The sequence below is a fragment of the Glycomyces sp. NPDC048151 genome, assembly GCF_043202775.1.
In the GTDB taxonomy this organism is placed as follows: domain Bacteria; phylum Actinomycetota; class Actinomycetes; order Mycobacteriales; family Micromonosporaceae; genus Glycomyces.
Genome location: NZ_JBIDBB010000010.1, coordinates 53876 through 76438 on the forward strand (window position 1 = coordinate 53876; position 22563 = coordinate 76438).

At 68.7% G+C, this 22563-nt stretch carries 19 protein-coding genes and 1 pseudogene; 4 read left to right on the forward strand and 16 right to left on the reverse strand.

Going from position 1 to position 22563, the window contains the following annotated elements; translation table 11 throughout:
- Positions 1-45: 45 nt before the first annotated feature.
- The 6 genes from ACGGCP_RS23060 to ACGGCP_RS23085 all read right to left on the reverse strand — a co-directional run bounded on the left by ACGGCP_RS23060 (position 46) and on the right by ACGGCP_RS23085 (position 5686).
- Positions 46-1422: an NAD(P)/FAD-dependent oxidoreductase gene (locus ACGGCP_RS23060; protein WP_392969714.1), complete on the reverse strand. Its 1377-nt coding sequence runs from the start codon at positions 1420-1422 to the stop codon at positions 46-48.
- A gap of 20 nt (positions 1423-1442) precedes the next feature.
- Complete coding sequence (locus ACGGCP_RS23065; RefSeq protein WP_392969716.1) at positions 1443-2057, reverse strand: hypothetical protein; 615 nt, start codon at positions 2055-2057, stop codon at positions 1443-1445.
- Between the two features lie 62 nt (positions 2058-2119).
- On the reverse strand, positions 2120-3478 hold the full coding sequence (locus ACGGCP_RS23070) for a DUF58 domain-containing protein (RefSeq protein WP_392969719.1): 1359 nt from the start codon (positions 3476-3478) through the stop codon (positions 2120-2122).
- Complete coding sequence (locus ACGGCP_RS23075; protein WP_392969722.1) at positions 3475-4470, reverse strand: AAA family ATPase; 996 nt, start codon at positions 4468-4470, stop codon at positions 3475-3477. The genes ACGGCP_RS23070 and ACGGCP_RS23075 overlap by 4 nt, the downstream gene beginning before the upstream one ends.
- Complete coding sequence (locus ACGGCP_RS23080) at positions 4470-4979, reverse strand: hypothetical protein (protein ID WP_392969725.1); 510 nt, start codon at positions 4977-4979, stop codon at positions 4470-4472. The genes ACGGCP_RS23075 and ACGGCP_RS23080 overlap by 1 nt, the downstream gene beginning before the upstream one ends.
- On the reverse strand, positions 4976-5686 hold the full coding sequence (locus tag ACGGCP_RS23085; protein ID WP_392969728.1) for a DUF4129 domain-containing protein: 711 nt from the start codon (positions 5684-5686) through the stop codon (positions 4976-4978). The genes ACGGCP_RS23080 and ACGGCP_RS23085 overlap by 4 nt, the downstream gene beginning before the upstream one ends.
- A gap of 190 nt (positions 5687-5876) precedes the next feature.
- On the opposite strand from ACGGCP_RS23085, the gene ACGGCP_RS23090 reads away from it, so the two are divergent.
- Complete coding sequence (locus ACGGCP_RS23090) at positions 5877-6335, forward strand: helix-turn-helix domain-containing protein (protein ID WP_392969731.1); 459 nt, start codon at positions 5877-5879, stop codon at positions 6333-6335.
- A gap of 183 nt (positions 6336-6518) precedes the next feature.
- Here ACGGCP_RS23090 and ACGGCP_RS23095 read toward each other — a convergent pair whose 3' ends face one another.
- The 8 genes from ACGGCP_RS23095 to pruA form a co-directional block, all read right to left on the reverse strand.
- Entirely contained in the window at positions 6519-6947 is a 429-nt protein-coding gene (locus tag ACGGCP_RS23095) for a protein phosphatase (protein ID WP_392969734.1), read from the reverse strand.
- A gap of 51 nt (positions 6948-6998) precedes the next feature.
- Positions 6999-8267: an MFS transporter gene (locus ACGGCP_RS23100; protein ID WP_392969737.1), complete on the reverse strand. Its 1269-nt coding sequence runs from the start codon at positions 8265-8267 to the stop codon at positions 6999-7001.
- Between the two features lie 35 nt (positions 8268-8302).
- Positions 8303-10816: a CHAT domain-containing protein gene (locus ACGGCP_RS23105; protein ID WP_392969740.1), complete on the reverse strand. Its 2514-nt coding sequence runs from the start codon at positions 10814-10816 to the stop codon at positions 8303-8305.
- A 10-nt stretch (positions 10817-10826) separates the two neighbouring features.
- Complete coding sequence (locus ACGGCP_RS23110; protein WP_392969743.1) at positions 10827-11363, reverse strand: carboxypeptidase regulatory-like domain-containing protein; 537 nt, start codon at positions 11361-11363, stop codon at positions 10827-10829.
- Positions 11347-11964, reverse strand: a complete 618-nt coding sequence (locus ACGGCP_RS23115) for an RNA polymerase sigma factor (protein WP_392969746.1) — start codon at positions 11962-11964, stop codon at positions 11347-11349. Before ACGGCP_RS23115 ends, ACGGCP_RS23110 begins: the two co-directional genes overlap by 17 nt.
- A gap of 9 nt (positions 11965-11973) precedes the next feature.
- Complete coding sequence (locus ACGGCP_RS23120) at positions 11974-13515, reverse strand: S8 family serine peptidase (protein WP_392969749.1); 1542 nt, start codon at positions 13513-13515, stop codon at positions 11974-11976.
- Positions 13516-13842: 327 nt separating this feature from the next.
- Positions 13843-14139: a DUF397 domain-containing protein gene (locus tag ACGGCP_RS23125; protein WP_392969752.1), complete on the reverse strand. Its 297-nt coding sequence runs from the start codon at positions 14137-14139 to the stop codon at positions 13843-13845.
- A gap of 56 nt (positions 14140-14195) precedes the next feature.
- On the reverse strand, positions 14196-15821 hold the full coding sequence (pruA, locus tag ACGGCP_RS23130; RefSeq protein ID WP_392969754.1) for an L-glutamate gamma-semialdehyde dehydrogenase: 1626 nt from the start codon (positions 15819-15821) through the stop codon (positions 14196-14198).
- A gap of 180 nt (positions 15822-16001) precedes the next feature.
- Here pruA and ACGGCP_RS23135 point away from each other — a divergent pair, with 180 nt between their 5' ends.
- Positions 16002-16919: a hypothetical protein gene (locus ACGGCP_RS23135; protein WP_392969758.1), complete on the forward strand. Its 918-nt coding sequence runs from the start codon at positions 16002-16004 to the stop codon at positions 16917-16919.
- 47 nt (positions 16920-16966) lie between these two features.
- On the opposite strand, the pseudogene ACGGCP_RS23140 reads toward ACGGCP_RS23135, so the two are convergent.
- Positions 16967-17347: pseudogene (locus ACGGCP_RS23140) on the reverse strand (DUF6912 family protein); the annotation flags it as partial.
- A gap of 4 nt (positions 17348-17351) precedes the next feature.
- A complete protein-coding gene (gene secA / locus ACGGCP_RS23145) occupies positions 17352-20249 on the reverse strand; it encodes a preprotein translocase subunit SecA (RefSeq protein ID WP_392969761.1) in 2898 nt (965 codons plus the stop codon).
- A 114-nt stretch (positions 20250-20363) separates the two neighbouring features.
- Here secA and ACGGCP_RS23150 point away from each other — a divergent pair, with 114 nt between their 5' ends.
- Together ACGGCP_RS23150 and ACGGCP_RS23155 are read left to right on the forward strand one after the other, a co-directional pair.
- A complete protein-coding gene (locus tag ACGGCP_RS23150; RefSeq protein WP_392969763.1) occupies positions 20364-21485 on the forward strand; it encodes a GNAT family N-acetyltransferase in 1122 nt (373 codons plus the stop codon).
- A gap of 80 nt (positions 21486-21565) precedes the next feature.
- Positions 21566-22537: a GNAT family N-acetyltransferase gene (locus ACGGCP_RS23155; protein ID WP_392969766.1), complete on the forward strand. Its 972-nt coding sequence runs from the start codon at positions 21566-21568 to the stop codon at positions 22535-22537.
- The last annotated feature ends 26 nt before the right edge of the window (positions 22538-22563 follow it).

Sequence of the window (22563 nt, forward strand, 5' to 3'; positions counted from 1 at the left end):
GAAGCACCACGGGTCGCATTACCCGTGGTGCTCCAACTGTAACGACTATCCGACGGACTTGGCGGCCCGTGCGGGGTCGGTGCCTGCGGCGATGGCCTCGAACGGCTCGCGGCCGGCCTGGATTTCACCGAGTTGGACCATTTCGCGCTTCGTGAAGAAGCCGACGATCCAGTCCGCGAGGACGCGGCCCTTGCGGCCGGTGCCCGGCACGCGCGACAGGTGGTAGCCGCGGTGCATGAGCCAGGCGAGCAGGCCCTTGGCCTTGAAGCCGTAGGTGTTCGCGACGCCCTTGTACAGGCCGAGGCCCGCGACCGAGCCGATGTACTTGTGCTCGTACGGCTTGAGCTCGCGGCCGACGTGCTTGGCGTACACGTTGTCGGCGAGGATCGCGGCCTGGCGGACGGCGTGCTGCGCCGAAGGCGTGCACCAGTCCATCGGGAAGTCCGAGGTGTCGGGGACCTGCGTGGAGTCGCCCGCGCCCCAGGCGCCGTCGACGACCTCGCCGATCGTGTTCTTACCGGCCTCGACGCCGGAGGCGACCTGGAGGCGGGTGTTGCACTCGAGGTGGCCGCGCGGGCCGATCGGCAGGTCCGACTGCTTCAGCACCGGGTGCGGCATGACGCCCGCGGTCCAGATGATGGTGTCGGTGTCGAACTCCTCGCCGTCGGTGAGGATCACGTGGCCGTCGATGCAGGACTTGAGGGTCGTGCCGAGGCGGATGTCGACGCCGCGCTTGGTGAGCTCGCGGGCCGCGTAGGCGCCCATCTCGGGGCCGACCTCGGGGAGGATCTTGTTCGCGTACTCGACGAGGTACCACTTGATCTCGTCGGCGTCGAGCATCGGGTAGTTCTTCACGATGTTCGCCGTGAGGTCCTCGAGCTCGCCGAGGGTCTCGGCGCCCGCGAAGCCGCCGCCCACGGTCACGAACGTGAGGGCCTTGCGGCGCACGTCCGGGTCCTCGGTGGTCGCGGCGATGTCGAAGCGCTGGAGCACGTGGTTGCGCAGCCAGATGGCCTCGCCCATCGACTTGATGCCGATGGCGACGTCGGCCAGGCCCGGGATGGGCAGCGGGCGCGTGACGGAGCCGGGGGCGACGATGACCTCGTCGTACTCGACCTCGCGGGTGGGGCCGGCGAACGGCTGCACGGTGAGCTTGCGCTCGGCGTGGTTGATCTCGGTGACCGCACCGGTGAGGATGGTGCAGTGCTTGAGCGCCTGCCGGAGCGGCACGACACCGTGACGCGGGGAGATGGAGCCAGCAGCCGCCTCGGGCAGGAACGGCTGGTAGGTCATGTGCTGGTTGGGGTCGATGACCATCAGTTCAACTTGACCGCGCTTGATATCGCTCTTCAGCAGCTTGCTCAAGCGTTCGGCAACGTAGAAACCGACGTGACCGGCACCTATCACGACTATACGTTTCACGGGTTCAATTCTGTCCTTACTCAGGGGTTCTTGTGTAGGGAACGCGCGAGGACGTAGATCACTGTTACCGCGGACACGATCCCGGCTCCGATGACGAGACCCGCGGCCAACCCGGTGAAATACGCGGTGAACAGGGCCAGGGTACAGGCGATGCCCACTGTCGACGCGAGGACGAGCCCCAGGTGGCGGGCCCAGGTGAGCATGATCTCACCGTCCACTGCGGTAGTTGTTCGGAAGCGCTGGGTCACGGCGGCCGTGGCGTGGGCGGTGTACAGCAGGCAGGCGAGGGCGGTGGCCGTCCACAAGGAAGGGTCGCCGTCCTCGAAGGCGCCGCTGATGAGCCAGGACGCGAGCACGAACAGGATCGCGAGCGTCGGGGCGATCCCGCCGGGGAGCAGGGCCGCGGTGAGGGCGAAGAGCGCGGCGGCCCCGACGTAGAACCCGGCCCCGGCCCACTCGGGCGGGACCGCGAGCTCGGCGGCGATGAACAGCGGGATCGCGACGGTGATGCGCAGCAGGACCCCGGCGGGCGCGACGCGGCGGGCCCACGAGACGCTCCCGGCCCTGCCCGCCTTGAGGCGGTGGCGGGTGCCTTCGGTGAGGGCCTGGAGGAGGCTCCGGTGGCGGTCGCTCATCTACGACTCGCAGGTTTCGTCAAGGGTGCTCGTCCATGACCCGCCGACTTCGTCAAGCGTGTTCATCGGTAGCGCCTCCGGTTGAGTTCGGCGAGGACGTTGTCGAGCGACGCCGAGCCCTGCCAGGGTTCGACGGCGACGCCGAGGTCCCGCAGCTCCATGACGGTGTTGGCCCGCGAGAGCCGCCACAGCCGCTCCGCGTACGGCGTCCAATGTGTGCGGTCGGGCGGGGAGACGTGCGGCGGGAGCGTGTCGACGCAGAGCACCGGCCGCCCGGCGCGGGCGATCGCGGCGACCAGCGCCAGCGAGCGGTCCGTGAGCAGCGGCGTGAACACGACGTTCAGGGAGCGCTGCCCGGCGAGCTGGCGGCGCAGCATCTCCGGGGAAGGCGGCAGGGGGTCCACGGGCATGTCGACCGAGGCGAGCCAGCGCAGCGTCGCGGCCGCGTGGCGGCGCCCGGCCCCGGCCCGCATCCGGCGCCCGCGCGCGCCGAACTCGATGCACGAGGTGCGGTCGCCTTGCAGCGCATAGTGGGAGGCCACGGCCCCGGCGGCGCGCACGGTGAGGTCGGCGATGGAGGCCGCGCCGTCCAGGCCGCCGGAGACGCCGGCCTCGACCTGGAGGTCGAGGATGAGGGTGACGTCCGTGTCGCGTTCGGAGAGGGTCGCGTTGACGTACAGGTCCTGGCTGCGCATCGAGGTGCGCCAGTCGATGCGGCGGAGGCGGTCGCCCGGCTGGTAGAGGCGGACCTCGGCGAGCTCGCCGGAGTCGCCGCCGCGCCGGGACCGGTGCACGCCGGTGACGCCGTCGGCGAACGGGAGGGACTCGGCCGAGTCGAACCAGTCGGGGACGGGCAGGACCCAGACGGTCGCGCCGTGCAGGCGCTGCACCGTCGTCTCCAGCAGGCCCCCGCACGCGATCGAGCGGACGTGGATCGGCCCGATATGGTGCCCGCCCCAGCGGCGGGCGCGTCCGGCGACGACCATGTCGCGGCCGGTCGCGGGCGCGAGGCGCTCGGCGAAGTCGCCCTTGCCGGTGTGCAGGTCGATCCAGGGGTCGGCTCCGGCCGTGACCAGGGTGGTGACCGGGACCGGCTCGGGGTTGAACACTGCGAGGCTGGCCGAAGCGGTCGCGCCTTCGGCGGTGGTCGCATCGTCGTGCGCGGTGAGCCGGGCGACGGGCGGGCGGGTCGGGCGGTGCTGGAGCAGCACCGCCGTGCCGATCGCGAACGGCGCGGCGATGAGCACCAGGTCGATCCGGCCGAACGCGACCGAGACGAGCAGGCAGACGGCGACGAGCGCGACCGCCCGCGTCAGCGCAGGAGTGCGCCGCCACGTCACGGGCGGCTCCGTCTGCGCCCCGCGATGCGGCCGGGCGCTGTCGGTGCGCAGGCTCAGCGCGGGATCGCCTGCGAGCGTCATTGCTGGACGGAGTAAGTGGGGGCCTGCGCGGTCTGCGGGGCCGCGACGCCGTGGCAGATGTCGGCGACCACCGAGGCCGGGTCGATGCGGCGCATCCACAGCTCGGGCTTGAGCGTGATGCGGTGCGCGAGGGCCGCGCCCGCGACGCCCTTCACGTCGTCCGGCGTCACGAAGTCGCGCCCGGAGAGCACGGCCAGCGCGCGGGAGGCGAGCAGCAGCGCGAGCGACCCGCGCGGCGAGGCGCCGACCTGGACCTGGGCGTGGCCGCGGGTGGCGGCGGTGATGGCGACCATGTAGCGCCCGACCGAGTCCTCGACGGTGACGTTCTCGAGGGCCTTCTGCATGCCGACGAGGGTCTTCGCGTCGATGACGGGGGCGAGGTCGACGGTCTCGGCGCGGCGGGAGATGCGGCGCTGCAGGACCTCCCACTCCTCGTCCGGGGTCGGGTAGCCGAAGGAGACGCGGAGCAGGAAGCGGTCGAGCTGGGCTTCGGGGAGCTGGTAGGTGCCCTCGAACTCGACGGGGTTGGAGGTGGCGAGGACGGTGAATGGCTCGGGGAGCAGGTGGGTCTCGCCTTCGACGGAGACCTGGCGTTCCTGCATGGCCTCCAGGAGCGCCGACTGCGTCTTCGGGGGCGTCCGGTTGATCTCGTCGGCGAGCAGCAGGTTCGTGTGGACGGGGCCCTTGCGGTAGACGAACTCGCCGGACTTCTGGTTGTAGAGGAGGGACCCGGTGACGTCGGCGGGGAGCAGGTCGGGGGTGAACTGGAGGCGCCGGAAGTCCAGGCCGAGGCTCTGGGCGAAGCAGCGGGCGGTGAGCGTCTTGCCAAGGCCCGGAAGGTCTTCGAGGAGGATGTGGCCGCCCGCGAGGATGCCGGCGAGGACGAGTTTCAGCGGCTCGTCCTTGCCGACGATGACGGACTGGACGGACTTGAGGACCGCGCTCGCGTGGTGGGCGACCTGGTCGAGGCTGACGCCCGGGGTGTCTGACATTAGATCTCCTCGATGGCTTGCAGGTATTCGCCGAGCTGCCGAGGGGTCGGGCAGTCGGGCGCGGGTTCGGTCAGGAACAGGAACGTCGGGTCGCCGAGGAGGGCCCGGCACTGGTCGGGCTGGTTGGAGAGCGAGAGGCCGCGGCGCAGGCGCAGGCGTTCGGAGGCGACCTCGGCGAGCTGCCGCTTCGCGTTCGTGCCTTCGAAGCGGCCGGGTTTGGCCTCGGCGAAGATGAGCCGGTCCTCCCAGCGGTTGACCTCGGTGAAGGGCCGCCAGCTCGGTTCGTTCACGGTGGAGGTGACGAGCGGCGGGGCCTTCTCGGTGTCGGCGCGCATGCCGTTCACGACGGAGTTGGCGAGCAGGGCCGCAAGAGAGAGGAGTACGAGCTGCCAGATCGCGAAGTCGACGCCGGTGATGCGGGCGGCGGCCCAGAACACGAACGCTAGGGCGACGGCACCGACGGCGGGCCACAGCTTGAGCCGCCCGAACGGCGAGAGGAACTCCTTCATCGGCCGGTCCTCACGCCGAGCTGGGCCTGGAGCGCGACGAGCGCGTCGCGGGCCTGGTCGCGGTCGGCCTCGACGACCTGGTGCGGCGAGTAGCGGGCGCGGAGGTAGGCCGCGGAGAGGCGGCGCAGCGCGCTGCCGTCGAGTTCGTGCCTGACGAGCAGTTTGCGGACGAGGTCGGCCGGGGTGTCGGAGGATTCGCGTTCGATCCCGACGGCTTCGGAGGCGTGTTCGAAGTGGAGCCAGCAGGCCATGATGGCCGCGCGCGGGTCGTCGCCGAGGTCCATCTCGGCGAGCGCGGCGTTGACGGCGTTCTCGACGAGCGTGAAGTCCCGGTGCAGGTAGTCGGGTTCGGGTTCGGCGACGCCGCTGCTGGGCGGGGCGTCGACGATCCATTCGATGAGCTTGCGCGTCAAGAAGATCAGGATAAGCCCGACGGGGATGCCCACGAGGATGAGGAGCACGACCCAGGAGACCCACCCGGGCAGCGTGAACCCATCGCGGGGCTCGCCCTCCGGCGGCAGGCTGGGGATCTCGACCGACTCCTGTGGCGGCGGTGGCGGCGGGTCCCCCTCCCCGGTGGCGTCCGGGATCTCGGCTTCCTGCCACTGCAGCCCGGCGCCCTGCGCGGCCAGCCCGACCACCAGGAGCGCGGCGACCACGACGAGCACGGGCAGCCAGCGCCGCCGCTGCGTTCCGGGTTGCGCCATTCCGAACCTCAAGGGGTGCTCGTCTTCACGGGGGTTACGCGCCCCACCCTATGCCAATTCCGCTGCAACCGCCTACCACCCCACTCGCGCTCCCACGAATGTCCGCGAGCCCCGATTCAATCGAACCGAACATTCACTGGTTGCGTTTATTTCGAATATTTCATATGATGCGATGAGGAGGTCGTTGAACATGACTGGAATCGGATCGGTCAGCTCGGTGCAACCCGGCGACGTCGATGCGGAGGTCGCGCAGCGCGCGCTGCGGCGCATCAAGGACTACCTCGCGAAACACCCCGTCGAGCCGGAAATGATCGAGGTGATGGTCGAGCACGGGGAGCCCTCGCTGGTGCTACCGCGGCCCGCGGTCACCTTGTTCGCGCAGATCCTGGCTCAGCTCGCCGAAGGCCGCGGGGTCTCAGTGATCCCCTCGCAGGCCGAGGTCACCACCCAACAGGCCGCCGACCTGCTCGGCGTCTCCCGGCCCTATGTCGTCGGGCTCCTCGAGGACGGCGCGATCCCCCACCGCAAGGTCGGCCGCCACCGCCGCATCCTGCTCACGGATCTTCTGGCCTACAAGCGAACCGACGACGACCAGCGCCGGAAGGCCGCGGACGAGCTCGGTGACCTCGGTCAGGAACTGGGGGGCTGACAGTGCCGCTTCGAGTCCTCTACGACGCGAACGTCCTCTAGCGGGTATGGACGTGCTTGCAGCGCATTGCGGACTCACGGAGGAAGCCGCCCGAGACTATCGACGATGTACTCGCGCAACTTGAGCGATCTGGTCTGATCGAATCGATCGCCGCGTTGCGCTCTGGCTGAAGCTTCAAGCGGTTCAGGCGAAGCGGGCGACGAAGCGGGATTGCCAGGGGGTCTCTACTGCTTTGGCGGCATAGTGGGCGCGGACGTAGGCGACCGCTTCGGGGGCGGGGACGCCGTCGAGGATCGCGAGGCAGGCGAGGGCGGTGCCGGTGCGGCCGTGGCCGCCGTGGCAGGCGAACTCGACGCGTTCGGACTCGGCGCGGGTCCAGGCGGTGCGGAGCTTCGCGGCGAAATCGGGCTTATCGCTGGGGAGCCGGAAGTCGGGCCAGCGGACCCACTCGGCCTCCCATGCGACGGCGGGCGGTTCCTTGCCGAGGAGGTAGAGGGCGAAGTCCGGTGTCGGGCCTTCAGGTAGCGGCCGGGCGAGGCCGCGTCCGCGCACGAGTCGGCCGGACGGCAGGCGCATCACGCCGGGGGCTTCCGGATCCCAGGTTTCCTTCATCCCCTGGAATCTACTGCGCGGCAACGGCTCGGACATCGGCCGGGATGCCGATCAGGCGGGCTTCGCGTCGAGCGCGTCCTCGTCGGGGATCTCGCGGAGCTTCCGCAGCGGCGTCCACAGGAGCGGGAGCGTCCCTGCGAAGAGCATCGCGGCCGCGATCAGGAGAGCGGCGCGGGCGCTCAGCAGGTCACCGGTGAACCCGCCGACGATCGAACCGACCGCGAGCCCCGCCCAGCAGATCACGCGTTGCGTCGCGCCGACGCGGCCCTGCATGTCGTCCGGGGTCACCGCTTGCCGGTAGCTGATGACGTTCACGTTGAACACGACGATCGCCGCGACGTAGACGATCTGTCCGAAGAAGGCCACCGCCGCGCCCCAGCCGGGTCCGGACGACGCCACGATCGCCATGCCCGGGCCCGAGAGGGCAAGGGCCGCAATCGCAGTCGGGCCGATGCCTGCTTTCTTGGAGATCCGGCCGACGAGCATCGCCCCGAGAATCCCGCCGATCCCCGAGCCCGCGAGCACGAACCCGGCGACCTCGCTCGACTGGCCGGCTTCGCGGATCAGGAACACCATCAGCATCGCCTGGAACGCGCCGACCGAGAGGTTGCACCAGGTGCTCACCAGCAGGATGCTGCGGAGTGTCGGATCGCGGAAGATGAACTTGACGCCCTGGACGATTTCAGAGCCGAGGTGCGGCTTCTCGGGCTTCTCGGGTTCTTCCTCACGGTATTCGATGCGGGCCACCGAGAACGCCGAGATCGCGAACGACGCGACTGCAACGAGCATCGCCACGGGTGCCGTGAGCAGCGCGACGAGCGGGCCTGCGGCGAGAGGCCCGCCGGTGTCGGAGGCCGACCGGATCCCTTGGATGCGGGAGTTGCCGCTGGCGAGGCTCTTGTTGTCGATCAGGCGCGGGACGTAGCTCGACTGAGCCACATCGAAGAAGACCGAAGTCAGGCCGAGCAGGAACATCGCCGCGAAGACGTGCGCCGTCGTGAGCGCGTCGAACGCCCACGCAATAGGGACGCTCGCCATCACCGCAGCCCGTAGGATCTCGCTCGCGACGATGATCGGCTTGTCCCGCAGCCGGTCCACCCATACGCCGACGAGCAGGCCGAACATGACCAGCGCGATCTGGTCCATCGCGTACAGGACGCCGATCTGCGACTCGCTCAGGTCGAGCACGACCACCGCGATGATCGAGATCGAGAAGTACGCGACCTGCAGACCGATCTGGCTCGCCCCCACCGAGGTGAAGATCTTCCGGTAGTCGGGATTGCGGAACATGGATCGGGATTCGGGCGGGGCTTCGGTCATCAGGGGTGGACCTCACTCAGGAGTGGGCGGGGCGGTCACGCGCCGAACGCGACGAACGGATGCCACGGCCGGTGTTCGCCCACGGCCGCAAGGGCTTCGGCCGGGGTGGCTCCGGCGACGCAGCGCTTGTGGTACTCGATCATCATCTCGGCCGCCATGTCGTCGGGGACGCGGCCGAGGCTGGAGACGACGGTCGAGGTTCCGGCGTGCAGGAGCGCGGCGGTGAAGCCGAGTGTCTCGTTTCCGACAGCTACGGTCGACCGACCGAGGTCGCAGGAAGAGAGCACGACATGGCCGGGCGGTTGGTCGAGGCCGAGGAGTTCGTACGCGTTGAGCGGACCTAGACCGAAGTCGAGCCGGGAGAAGAGCACGTTGTCAGGCTCGTGATGCCCATGCGCCGCAATGTGGGCGACAGAAGCACCGTCGAGCGCCTTCAAGACCATCTCAGGATCCGACTCATCGGCGGTGATCAAGTTGGCGCCCGGATAAAGACCTGCAATCGTTTCAATCTCACCGCCAGCACGGGACAGCGCGGGCCCGGCGGCCACCAGGGCCGGACCGGTCGCTCGCTCGCGGCGCACCGCCCGCCACCAGGCTTCGGCAGAGGGGGAAACGGTCATGGGCCGACCACGCAGTTGCGGAAGCAAAGGCCAAGGGACCCATGCGAGACGGCTGTGCGGCACGATGACGACTTGGCGGTCGCCGACATAATCGTCGATCGGCTCCCAGATACCCTCAGCGAGGGCGGCGGCATTGCGACGCAAAGAGCCTTCGACACTCGTCTGCAGACGAGGCGGAAGTTTGAAAGGCCTACCGAGGGCATCGAGGTCGGCACCGAGTCGACGCTCGAGTTCGGAGGCCGCTTCCAGTGGCATCAGCCGGGAGTGCCGAAGCCCGTCGCCCCCGGCCAAGATCGCCCGGATGTCTCCGCCGACCTCGTAGAGGTTGACCACCACGGTCTCGCGCGCTTGCGCGAGTTGGTGAAGGTCCTCAGGAGCAATCCGTTCGGCTTGCTGACCAGGACCGGGAGTCGTGCGGTCGTAGTTTCGAATGTTCTCCTCGAGTTCGCGCACACGCTGAAGCGCACGGGAGGCATCCTTGCCCTCGACCTGGAGGTTCCACAATTCCTGGCGTGCCTGCCGAAGCCGACCTAGCGACTCCCGGGCGTCGGGTTCGGTCGCCGACTTGACAGGAGGAATACGCAATCCCTGCGCTCGGCTTCGCTCGACCCACCACAGCATCTCCGATGGGGTGCCGTTGTTGGTCGTATATACGAGGCCTCGGCCGGCCAGCTGCACTCCGAGCGCTGAGACACCGGCCTGAAATTCAACCGAACCGAATCTCATTCGGTATTCGTCGAGTTGATCCAGTCCGGCCTTCAACTCCGGCATGGGATCCGCACCTCGGGCGATTACCAACTCGGCCTTCGCGAGGTGCCGCGCCAGACCCTCCGCCAACGCCTCGTATCCAGGGCCACCATGATCGTCCTGGAGGATCGCCTCGACGCCCTCCAGATCGCCCGACCTGATTCGCGCTCGGGCGGCGAGAATCCTCGCCTGATTGAGTCGCAAGGCCCAGCCTCGATTCTCAAGCGCGTCACAAAGCCGCAGCACTCGGTCAGCGAAATCTGGACCCTCTTGCTCAGAGTCGAACTGCCCCTGCAGGATCAGCAATCGGGCCAGAAATGCAACCGGCTCATTACCCTGCTCGTACAGTGACTGCATGGCCTGTTCAGCCCACTGCTCGGCCTGTTCGAACTGCCGCTCTTCAAATGCCGTGACAGCACGCCAGAATTCGCAGATAGCCGCATTTCTGCGCTCGCCTGCCCTCTGATGGGCGACGATGGCCTGCGTCCAGTGTTCGGTCGCCTGCCGGTACATGCCCACATAGAGAAGCGCGTCACCGTACGACGCGTCGACGAATGCTTCGAGCTCCGGTGCATACGTGCGAAATTGCTCGCGCACGCTGTCGAATGCAGCCAACGCCTTGGTCACCTCGCCGAGGTCGAGCCAGAGCATCACTTGGAGATGGATCGCCTTGGCCCTGTTCGCGGGAACATCGATGCGATCGTAAAGCTCGATCGCACGCTGGATGCTCTCCATTCCCTTTCGCAACTCGCCAAGGTCTCGCCAGACCAGGGCGCGATTGATGAACAGCCCTGCGTAGAGGTTCTCGGGCCCGTTCTCGGCCAAGTGCGGTTCTGCTTCCTCAAACCACCGCAGTGCATCCGCTAGACGTCCGCTCTGCCAAAGGTTGAAAGCTCGCTGATGAAGGAGCATGCCGCGGTCCTGCGGAAACACGAACGCTTCCGCGCTGTCGAGGAGGCGCATTCCAGCTGCGGGCTCGCCCATCTGCGCCAAGTTGGTCGATCGAATCATGAGTACCTGAGCCGTCAACCGCGCGCGTGCGGTGCCCGCCGCCGGCGGCCGCTCCGGATCCCAGTCGAGATGCGAAAGCGCCTCCACGAGGATCTGTTCAGCATCTCGTATTCGGCCGCGGCGGTGCAGGCGCTGACCTCTTTTGAACAAGCGCCACGCGCGTTGAAGCATTCTTCACATGCTACAGCCGGACCGCAGGCGTGACGACCACCGCCGGTAGTCCATCGCGCTGAAGTGCCTCACTCGGCCGGATCACCAGTTGGAACATCTGACCGTCGGGCAGGCCTTCGAGAACGAACCGACCGGTGTCATCGGTCGACGCGAGTTTCGAGCCATCTGGACTTCTGAGCTCGACTTCGTAGGTTCCCTCAGGGCCTATCCATCCGTCGAGTCGCAGTTCCCGCAACGCTGAAGGCCGCGGGGTGACCATCACGGTCACGGTCTCGCAGTCGAAGGTGACAGTCGCCGGATCACCCTGGCTTACCGCGAGTTCTGCATCGCCCCGTGTCAGTACCAACTCGCTTGAACGCGAGATTCTTGCTACGCGAGCGTCGAGCTCAGATTCAAGTTCGAGTACGAATTGCACGCGCTCGTTGAGATCGTCTGGGATCGGGTCGTCCCGATGGTGCAGTTCGTTGATCACCGAGAGAATTCGTTCGTCGCAGGAGTCCAATGGCTCGAATTCACCCTGATTCTCATATTCAGGCTGCGTGTTCATCCCGCTCCTCACCTCCGCTCCAGGACGGATCGTCCAGGAGCGTCCTCCTCAGTTTGTCCAAGCAGCGGCCCCGAGTGGGTCCGATGCTCCCCCGCTTCATCCCGAGTGCCTCGGCGATGACGTCGTAGTCGGGTCGGGCGACCGTCGCCACGAAGGCGAGCAGTCGCCGGCACCGTTCCGGTTGAGCCAGAAAGGCACGACGCACGGCCTCTCGTTCGACATCGCGAACGAGACTGTCCTCGATGTCTTCGATGGTCGCTTGGTCCTGGATGTCGATCGGATCGGCGACGACTTCGCGCCGCATGTGCCCGATCTGCTTCCAGGCCTCGCGACTGACCGTGGTGAGCAACCACTTGGTCAGCGCTCGAGGCTGCTCAAGCTCTTTCTCGATGTGCCACAGTCGAAGCCATGCCGTCTGGACAACGTCCGAAGCACTCTCCCGGTCGAGACCGGTGCGGCGAGCCGCCCGCCACAGAAGCTCGTTGAGCTCCCTGACCAGGGTTTGCTGCGCCATGCCGTCCCCGGCGCGCGCAGCCAGGTAGAGCTGCGCGCGCCGGTCGTAATCCACGGCGGCCACCGAGTGAGCCGAAGTCGCGTTCATGACTTCAGGCTAGCGGCTCTTCAAGTGCTTCAACGCTTCGTGCGCACGCGCTGACGCTTGGATGGCATCTTCGACTTTGGTCATCTCCGATTCGGCCATCGCGTTCACGAGGAACGCCGCGGCAAGCGGTGCGGCGAACGACGTGCCGCTCCAGACCGCGAAGCCGGAGGAGAAGTCGTCGGGGTCGTGGCTCTCACGGTGACGGTTGAGAATCGTCGACTTGGCCCGGCGATCGGGCATCCGCGAACCCTTCGCCTCGCACGGGTACGTGCTCACCAAACCGGCCCCGGTGGCGTAGCACGAGACCCAGGGGCCTTCATTGGAGAACATCGCGATGTGGCGGTTGGGGTTCAGGGCTCCGACGCTCAGGATCGGCGCCGCGGTCTCCGGCTGCGGATGCGCGGCGAATGCCGCCGGGTAGAACGGCCGGTCCGATGACTGGTTCCCCGCCGCGGCGACGACCGGGATGCCCAGCTCCGCGAGGCGCTGAACCGCGTTGCCGATCCATCCCCCAGGCTGATCCTCGGGGCTCTCGTCGACGTAACCCATCGCCAGGACGACCACATCCACGCCGAGTGCATCGGCGTCACCGCCTCGAGCGGCTTCGACCTGGTCGGCGACGTGGTGGAGTGCGCCGATGACCTCGTGCTCGTAGGCCAGTCCGTCGTTGTGGACGACCTTGAGCGAGTAGATCTGGACGTCCGGAGCCATCTGCCGGAGCAGGCCGGTCATGAAGGTCCCGTGGCCGAAGTGGCTGGCAACCTCGCCGATGAGGGTCGGCTCGTGCACCGGTCCTTCCCACGGGTCGTCGAGCGGGATCGCGGGCGAATCGGAGTGCTCGCCGATCTTGGTCTGGAAGGCGTGGTCGACGACGACGAACGTGTCCTCGTTCTCGGTCCGGTCCGAGACGTCGAACGCGGGGTGCTTGGAAGGCACGCCGGTGTCCAGGATGGCCACCCGCAGACGGCGGTCCAGCTGCCGCCGCTCCGGCATCGGATTCACCATGTCCACCGGGATTCGGCCAAGCGAGAAGGAGCGCCCTTCTCCGGGGGGCGGCTCACTGCCGCCGACACCGGATCCGCTCTTCGAGCAGATCATCAAGTGCTCGAGGCGGACCTTGTCAAGCAGTTCATTGGGAAGGCTGGATTCGTCGTTCACAGTGCGCAGCCGCTGCAGCAGCGACCAAGCGTCGACCGCGGCCTGATCTCCGTGGGCGCTCAGGACCGGGACTCGGTAGGAGCCCTGACCCGAGACGATCGAACTCGCCGCCTGGCTCTCCATCCACATTCCGGTCGGACGGATGGCTTCCTCGAGCTTCTCGCGAGTATCGGTGTCGTGGATGACCGACTCGTCGACGAGCAGGCGGTCGTACCGGTAGATCGTGCCGATCGGGGCCGAGTGGCCCGCAGTGCGCATGACCTGTCCCGGGGCGAGGACGCGGCCGCCGTGGCGGTCCAGCGTCGCGTAGGCGAGTTCGGGGACGCCGCTCATGTGGTCGCGGCGGGGGTTGGGCTTCAGATGGGGTTCGTGATCGGCGAACACCAATCGCATGGGGGCTCCTCTACTTGGCTCGGGGGTCTATGCGGTTGTTCGGTGAGGAGGGGGATCTCTTCGTGATCCATTCTCCCCGCCTGCCGCCACGCACGGGGTCCGCGAAGGTCCGTGCGCGGCGCCGATAGGTCGGGAGGCACTCAAGCCCGGAATGCCGCGAACGCCACGGGCTGGGCGGGTATCGCGACTTTCACCAGGGAAGAGACCGCCGAGTCCGATCGGATACAAGAGATTCCCGAGAAATTCAGGTTGGCACTTTCCGGCGATGCGGGGAACGCGGACGGCCGCGCCGACAGGAGTCGGCGCGGCCGTGAGTGCTTGCGGGGCTTACTTGTCGGCGGGTTCGTCCTCGTCGTCTTCGATGATCTCGACGATGGGCTCGTCTTCCCAGGTCTCGAGGTCGAACTCGCCGTCGCGGACGCCTTCGACGAAGGCCTCCCACTCGGACGGGGTGTAGATGAGGACGTCGCCCTCGGGGTCCTCGGCCATGCGCAGCGCCACGAGGCCGTTGTCGGCGTAGCCGATCTCGAGCGCGGCGGGCGTGCCGTCCTCGTGGGTGGTGCGTTCCCAACGGGCCGTGGCAGTGTCGAACTCGCCCTTGAGCGGGTGCTCACGCTTCGTCATGGGCCAAGCATAAAAGGGCCCGGACCTCGCGGTCCGGGCCCCCTGCGCGGGACGCGCTAGCCCTGGTGGGGGTAGCGGTAGTCGGTGGGCGGCAGGAAGTTCTCCTTGATGGAGCGCGGGCTGACCCAGCGGACGAGGTTCTGCCAGGACCCGGCCTTGTCGTTGGTGCCCGAGCCGCGGGCGCCGCCGAAGGGCTGCTGGCCGACGACGGCGCCGGTGGGCTTGTCGTTGATGTAGTAGTTGCCCGCGGCGAAGCGCAGTTCTTCACTCGCGCGGGCGATCGCGGCCCGGTCGTTGGCGAAGACCGCGCCGGTGAGCGCGTACGGGGCGATGTCGGCGGCCTGGCGGACGACGGCGTCGAAGTCGGCGTCGTCGTAGACGTAGACGCCGTTGATCGGCCCGAAGTACTCGTCGGTGAACAGCTCGTGTGCCGGGTCGGTGGACTCGATGAGCGTGGGCTGCACGAAGAAGCCCTGCGAGTCGTCGGCCGAGCCGCCGGTGACGACGGTGGCCTTCGCGTCGTCTCGGAGGCGTTCGAAGAGCGCGGCGTGCTTGGCGAACGCGCGGTCGTCGATGACGGCGCCGCCGAAGTTGGCGAAGTCGGTGACGTCGCCGTACGTGATGTCCTCGGTCATGCCGACCACGGCGTCCTTGAGGCCCGCGCGCCACAGGGACGCGGGCACGTAGGTGCGCGAGAGGGCCGAGCACTTCTGGCCCTGGTACTCGTACGCGCCGCGGACCATCGCGACCGCGAGGGACTGGAGGTCGGCGCTCGGGTGGGCGACGATGAAGTCCTTGCCGCCGGTCTCGCCGACGAGCCGCGGGTAGGTGCGGTACCCGGCGATGTTCTGCCCCACCGTGGCCCACAGGTGCTGGAAGGTCTTGGTGGAGCCGGTGAAGTGGATGCCGCCCAGGTCGGGGTCGAGGAGGGCGGTCTCGCTGTGCTCGCCGACGCCGGTGACCATGTTGATGACGCCGTGCGGCAGGCCCGCTTCGAGGAGCACCTTCATGACGAAGTGCGCCGCGAACTGCTGGGTCGGCGAGGGCTTCCACACGACGGTGTTGCCCATGAGGGCCGGGGCCGTGGGGAGGTTGCCCGCGATGGCGGTGAAGTTGAACGGGGTGATCGCGAGGACGAACCCGTCGAGCGGCCGGTGGTCGGTGCGGTTCCACAGGCCCTTGGAGGAGTTCGGCTGCTGCCGGTAGATGCCTTCGGCGAAGCTGACGTTGAAGCGCAGGAAGTCGATGAGCTCGCACGCGGCGTCGATCTCGGCCTGCGCGGCGGTCTTGGACTGGCCGAGCATGGTGGCGCCGTTGAGGACGTCGCGGTAGGGCCCGGCGATGAGCTCGGCGGCGCGCAGGAAGATCGCCGCGCGGTCGGCGAAGTCCATGCGGATCCAGTCGTGGCGGGCGGCCTTGGCGGCGGCGACCGCGTCGGCCCATTCGGCGGCGGTGGCCTCGCGGGTGACGCCGAGGACGTGGGCGCGGTTGTGGGGCTGGACGACCTTGATCTCAGGGCCGGAGCCGCGGCGCCACTCGCCGGAGATGTTGTGGTCGAGGTCGAGCTGGGTGCTCGCGAGTTCGGCGAGCGTCTTCTGGAGGCTTTCGCGCTCAGGAGTGCCCGGTGCGTACGAATTGACCGGTTCATTCTCCGGAGTGGGAACCGTAAACAAGGCGTCCATCGCGCCCTCCCGTCGAATCGATGGCTACTGCGGTTTCATGTCTTTGATCAGTAGGCTACAAGACTCTTGGTCCTGCCGCCATCCTCGCACAGTTCGGGCCCCGCGACCTGGTGCGAAGCCAACAAAGCGGAGGAAGCGGTGTGATGCAGCCGCCCGAACGGGGATACGTACTCTGGGCTGGTGACTGAAACGCAGGAAGCACAGGCGCAGGAGCAGGAGACCGAGCGGGCGGCGGCCCCCGAGGTCGAGCCGGGACGCGTCGCGCTCTGGGTGCTCGGCGCCGCCGCGGCGCTCTCGCTGGGCGGGGTCGTCTTCTCGCTCTACCAGTTGACCGGGATGGCCGACGGGCTCGACGACACCGGCGTCATGCTCCTGGCGAACAGCCTGTTCAGCCCCATCATCGTCACCGCCTTCGCGGGCGCGGTCGCGGGCGTCGTCGTCCCGCGGCTCGTCAAGGGCCCAAAGCGGGCCCTGACCGTGCTCGGGTCGCTCGTCGTCGGGCTCATCGCCGCCGCCACCGGCTACGCGAGCTTCGCCCCCGACGCGTCGATCGCGCTGGTCCTCGCGCTCGTCCTGCTCGGGTCCGGGGTCATCGGCGGGCTCTTCGCGCTGCCCAGGCGCAGCGTCACCGTCGCCGCAGGCCTGAGCGCGACCCTGCTGCTGCTGGTCTCCATGTTCGCCCGCGGCCTGTTCGAGTCGGCCACGTCGGTGAGCCTGTTCTCCGACCCGCTCGACCAGTACGGCGCGCTCGGCCAGATCCTGCCGTTCGTCGCCGGGCTCGCCTGCGGCATCTGCGCGTTCCTGTACCTGCGCCAGAAGAAGGCGGGCGTCAAGCTCCTCGGGCACCTCGTGGCGGGGGCGACCCCCGGCGCGATCTGGATGGTGTCCACGATCATCGCCCAGATCGGCGTCGAAGTACTCCTCAACGTCGGCCTCGACGAGGTCGCGCCGCTCGACGAGGCGTTCCTGTCGCTCAGCTTCCAGTGGCAGTACAACGGGTCGATGACCGCGATGTTCGCCGGCGCGTTCTGCGCCGTGCTCGCGTTCGGCCTGCTGCTGCCGAAGGCCCCTAAGGCCAAGGCCGCCAAGAGGTCCTGAAGCTCCGCCGGGGAATACCAGTCGAGCACGTTCGACTCGATCAGGTCCAGGTCGGGCTCGTCCGAGGCGAGCTCGGCCGCGATCTCGGCGGCAGCGGCGGCGTCGTCCATATGGATCGCCGCCACCTTCTTCAACCGCACACTGCCATCGAACACGGCGGCGGTGCCTTCGGGCTGTTCCGCGACCTGGTCGTCGGGGACGTCGGCGGAGATGACCACGCGGCGCGGCGGCTGCCCCTGCAGGAGCGCCACCGACGCCAGCGCCGCGTCGGCGAACGCCGTGTACTCCAGGTCCTCGAGGTCGGCCTTCGGCGCCTCGCGCTTGAGCCAGGCGGTCACCGTGTGGACGGCCGAAGCCGGACTCACCTCGCCCTTGGAGGCGAGGTGAGCCAGTATCTCCGCGTTCGCGGGTATGTAGATCCGGGTCATGCCGTTAGTTTGCGGCACCGCCGGGAGCGCCGTGGCAGCGCTTGTACTTCTTGCCCGAACCGCACGGGCACGGCTCGTTCGGCCCGACCTTCTCGGACTGGCGCTGCTGCGGGTTGGCCTGCTTCGCCGGAGGCGCGGTCGAGGCCTTGCGCGGGCCCGCGGAGCGGGCGGACTTCGGGGCGACCTTGGCGGCGCCCTTCGAGCCTGCGCCCGGGGTGCGCTTGACGGCGCGCTTCTGGCCGGGGACCGGCTTCGGCGGGCGCTTGAACACCGAGCCGTCCTCGGTCGTGGCCTGCTGCTCCACACCGCTCGCGGTGTCCATCGACGGCGCCGACTGCATCAGCATCTCGGGCTTCTTCAGCGGCTCCAGGCCCCGGATCTGGGCCTCGGGCTCGGCCGCGCCCTCGGTCTTCTGCTTCAGCTCGGCGTTCATGAGGAACCGGACCGACTCCTCCTTGATGCCGTCGAGCATGGTCTGGAACATGTCGAAGGCCTCGCGCTGGTACTCGATGACCGGGTCGCGCTGGGCGTACGCCCGCAGGCTGATGCCCTGCTTGAGGTAGTCCACCTCGTACAGGTGCTCGCGCCACTTGCGGTCGATCGTCTGCAGCAGGACGCGGCGCTCGAGCTTGCGCAGGATCTCCTCGCCGAACTCCTCCTCGCGCGAGGCGTAGACCTCGTGCGCGTCCTCCTTCACGGCGGACAGCAGCGTCTCGGCGTCGAGCTCGGAGAGACCGCCGACCTTCTTCACGAGCTCCTTGTGCGTGATCTGGATCGGGTAGAGCTGCTTGAACGCCGACCACAACTCGTCGAGGTCCCAGTCCTCGGCGTAGCCCTCGCTCGTCGCGCCCGCGACGTAGGCCTCGAGGGTGTCGTCGATGAAGTGCCCGATCTGCTCGGAGACGTCCTCGCCGTTGAGCACCTTGCGCCGCTCGTCGTAGATGACGGTGCGCTGGTTGTTCATGACCTCGTCGTACTTGAGGACGTTCTTGCGGATCTCGCCGTTGTGGCCCTCGATCTGCGACTGGGCCGACTCGATCTGGCGCGAGACCATCTTGGAGATGATCGGGACGTCGTCGGGCACGCGCAGCCGGTTCATCATGGCGCGCACCGCGTCGGCGTTGAACCGCTTCATGAGGTCGTCGGAGAGCGAGAGGTAGAACCGCGACTCGCCCGGGTCGCCCTGGCGTCCGGCGCGACCGCGCAGCTGGTTGTCGATGCGGCGGGACTCGTGGCGCTCGGTGCCGAGGACGTACAGGCCGCCCGCGTCCTTCACGTCCTCCGCCTCGGCCTTGGTGGTCTCCTCGAACTTGGCGAGGGCCTCTTCCCAGGCGGCCGCGTAGGTCTCCTCGTCGGCCTCGTCGATCCCGCGCGAGCGCAGGTCGGCGGCGGCCAGGTACTCGGGATTGCCGCCGAGCATGATGTCGGTACCGCGGCCGGCCATGTTGGTGGCCACCGTGACCGCTCCGCGCTGGCCCGCCTGCGCGATGATGTCCGCTTCCTTCGCGTGGTTCTTCGCGTTGAGGACGTTGTGCGGGATGCCGCGCTTGCGCAGGAACTGGCCGAGCATCTCGGACTTCTCGACCGAGGTGGTGCCCACGAGGATCGGCTGCCCGGTCTCGTGGCGCTCGGCGATGTCGTCGACGACCGCCTGGAACTTCGCCTCCTCGGTCTTGTAGATGACGTCGGACTGGTCCTTGCGGATCATCGGCTTGTTCGTGGGGATCGGGATGACGCCCATGCCGTAGACGTTGTTGAACTCGGCGGCCTCGGTCTGGGCCGTACCGGTGATGCCGCCGATCTTGTCGTACATGCGGAAGTAGTTCTGCAGGGTCGTCGTCGCGAACGTCTGGTTCTCCTGCTTGATCTCCACCTTCTCCTTGGCCTCGATGGCCTGGTGGATGCCCTCGTTGAAGCGGCGGCCGGGCAGGACGCGGCCGGTGAACTCGTCGACGATGAGGACTTCGCCCGATTCGGAGACGATGTACTCGCGGTTGCGCTCGAACAGCTCGTGCGCCTTGATCGCGTTGTTCAGGTAGCCGACGAGCGGGGTGTTCACCGAGTCGTAGAGGTTCTCGATGCCCAGGCGGTCCTCGACGCGGGCGACGCCGCGCTCGGTGATCGCGATGGTGCGCTTGCCCTCGTCGACCTCGTAGTGCTCGTCGCGCTTCATCGTGCCGACGATGGCCGCGAACTCCTTGTACCAGCGCGGCGTGTGCTCGGCCGGTCCGGAGATGATGATCGGCGTGCGGGCTTCGTCGACGAGGATCGAGTCCACTTCGTCGACGAGCGCGAAGTTGTGGCCGCGCTGCACGAGGCTGTCGGCCGAAGAGGCCATGTTGTCGCGCAGGTAGTCGAACGCGAGTTCGTTGTTCGTCGAGTACGTGATGTCGCACGCGTACGCCTCGCGGTGCTTCTCCGAGCCCTCGCCCGGGAGCACGACGCCGACGGTGAGGCCGAGGAAGCGGTGGATCTCGCCCATCCACTCCGCGTCGCGCCGTACCAGGTAGTCGTTGACGGTGACCTGGTGCACGCCCTTGCCGGTGAGGCCGTTGAGGTAGACCGGGAGCGTGGAGACGAGCGTCTTGCCCTCACCGGTCTTCATCTCGGCGATGTTGCCCTGGTGCAGGGCCGCGCCGCCCATGAGCTGCACGTGGTAGTGCCGCATCCCGCGGACGCGCTTGGCGGCCTCGCGCACCGTGGCGAACGCCTCGGGCATGAGGTCGTCGGTGGACTCGCCGTCCTTCAGGCGCTCCTTGTACTCGTCGGTGCACGCGCGCAGCTGCGCGTCGGTCATCTCCGCGTACTCGTCCTCCAAGGAGTCGACCGCATCGGCGATCGCATTGAGTCGCTTGAGCGCACGGCCCTCGCCGGCTCGCAGTACCTTCTCGAACAACGACACGGAAGATCAGCTCCCACAGCAACGTCTCGGCCAAATCGGGTGGATTTCCCGGTCAATAGTACGCGCAGCCGGTGACTGGTCCCGACCGCCGCCAGTGGGGCACAATCGGTCCCTATGGAACCCGTCACCCTCACCGCCGACGGCCTGCGACTCGTCGCGTGGGAGCAGCGGCACATGGCCGATCTCGCGAGGATCTACGCCGACCCGCTCATCGAGCGGTTCCTCGTCATGCCCCTGCCGTGGGCGGGCACCGCGCGCGAGCGGTTCGTGTGGCTCCAGGAGCGGCACTGGCAGAGCGGGAACCCGCGCTGGGCGGTCGTGGACGAGGACGGGAAGCTCGTCGGCTCGATGGCGCTCACGAAGTCGTTCCCGTACGAGCTGACCATCACGTACGTCACCGCGCCGTGGGCGCGCGGGCGCGGCGTGGCGCAGCGGGCGATCCGCGCGGCCGTCAAGTTCGGGTTCGACAACCTCGGCGCCAAGCGCATCGCGTGGGACGCGATCGTGGGCAACCACGCGTCGCGCCTGGCCGCGATCCGCACCGGGTTCACAGTCGAGGGCATCGCCCGCAACGGCGTCCACCAGCGCGGCGTCTCGAAGGACTGCTGGGTCGGCGGGATCCTCCCCGGCGAGGTGCGCGGGCCCGACGACCCGCCCGGGGACTACCCGGTCCTCAAGCGGCAGGCCGCGTTCTTCCTCGCCGAACGGCGGGAGCTGGAGACCGGCGCGGCCGGGCTGAAACTGCGGCCGCTGCGGAAGTCGGACCTGAACGACCTGGTCGCGAGCTGCCAGGACGAGGCCGTGCAGCGTTGGACCACGGTCCCCGGCCCGTACACGAGGGCGACGGGCGACGAGTGGTTCGCCGAGAGCGCACGGCGCTGGGACCGCGGCACGTCGGCGATGTTCGTGCTCGCCGACGCGAACGACCGGTTCAGCGGCGCGGTCGAGCTGGGGCTGCGCGCGACCGGCGAGGCCGAGATCGGCTACTACTGCTCGCCGTGGGCGCGAGGCCGGGGCTGGATGACGGCGGCCGTGCGGCGGCTGTGCCGGTTGGGCTTCGAGGAGCTGGGCCTGGAGCGGATCGACTGGCGCGCGGTGGTCGGGAACGAGGCGTCGCGGCGGGTCGCCGAGAAGGCCGGGTTCGCAATCGAGGGCACACGCAGGCGGGTGAGTCACGGGGCGGACGGCCGGGTCGACTCCTGGATCGGGAGCCGCCTCCGCGAGGACCTGAGCTGAGGGCCGACGACCTCGACGATACGTGAATTCCGTTCCGCGAATGGTTGACGGGACGGTGCCGCCCCTGCTTGGCTGAGGGCGTGTATGACTTCGAGCCCGTCGAGTCGGCGGCGTTCTCGCTGCGCCCCGCGCGCGAGGGCCCGGGGCCGGACTGCGGGTTCGCGCCCGACGCGGTCGCGTACGGCCCCGAAGGCGAGGCGGTCTGGGGCACGCTGGGCTTCGAGCGGTACGGCGGCACGGTGGGCGTGCGGTACTGGGTCGCGCCCGAGCGGCGCGGCAAGCACCTCGCGGCGGCCATGCTGCGGGCGGCCGCCCCGGGCGTGTTCGACCGGGGCGCGCAGCGGATCGAGGCGCGCCCGCCGGTGCGCGACCAGGCCGCGATCAGGGCGGCCATGCGGGCCGGGTTCCGGCCCGACGGCGGCGTCGCGCGCGGCGCGGCGTGGGACGGCACGGAGGCGCTGACGCTGGGGCTGCTGCCCGGGGACGGGCCGGGCCCGTTCCCGAGGGCGCTCCCGGACCTGCCGGGCGGGACGCTGCGGGACGACGTGATCGCGTTGCGGCCCTTGGTTCCCGAGGACTTCGAGGAGCACCTGCGGCACCGTTCGCGCCCGGAGGTGTACTCGGGCGCGGTCCTGCCGCTGCCGCCGAGCGCCGAGGAGGCCCGCGAGGTCTGCGAGTGGCGGGCGGCCGTGCAGTGGCTGCGCGGGCAGGCCGCGCTCATGGTCATCGACGACGGCACGGGCTACCGGGGCACGATCGGGCTGTACGACGTGGCGCGCGTCGCCGGGACCGCGATGATCGGGTACGACCTGAGCCCGGAGACGCGCGGGCGCGGGTACGCGACGCGCGCGGTGCGGCTCGTGCGGAAGTGGGCGTTCAAGGAGGTCGGGCTCGACCGGGTGTGGGCCGGGACCGACGTCCACAACACCGCGTCGCAGGCCGTGCTGCGCCGCGCCGGGTTCCGTCTGGAGGGGGTCGAGCGCGGCGGTCTGCCGACCCTGTCGGGGCGGCGGCGCGACACATTGTTGTGGGCTTCACTCAGTAGCGATTGACATGCAACCCAAGAGGTGGGGACAGG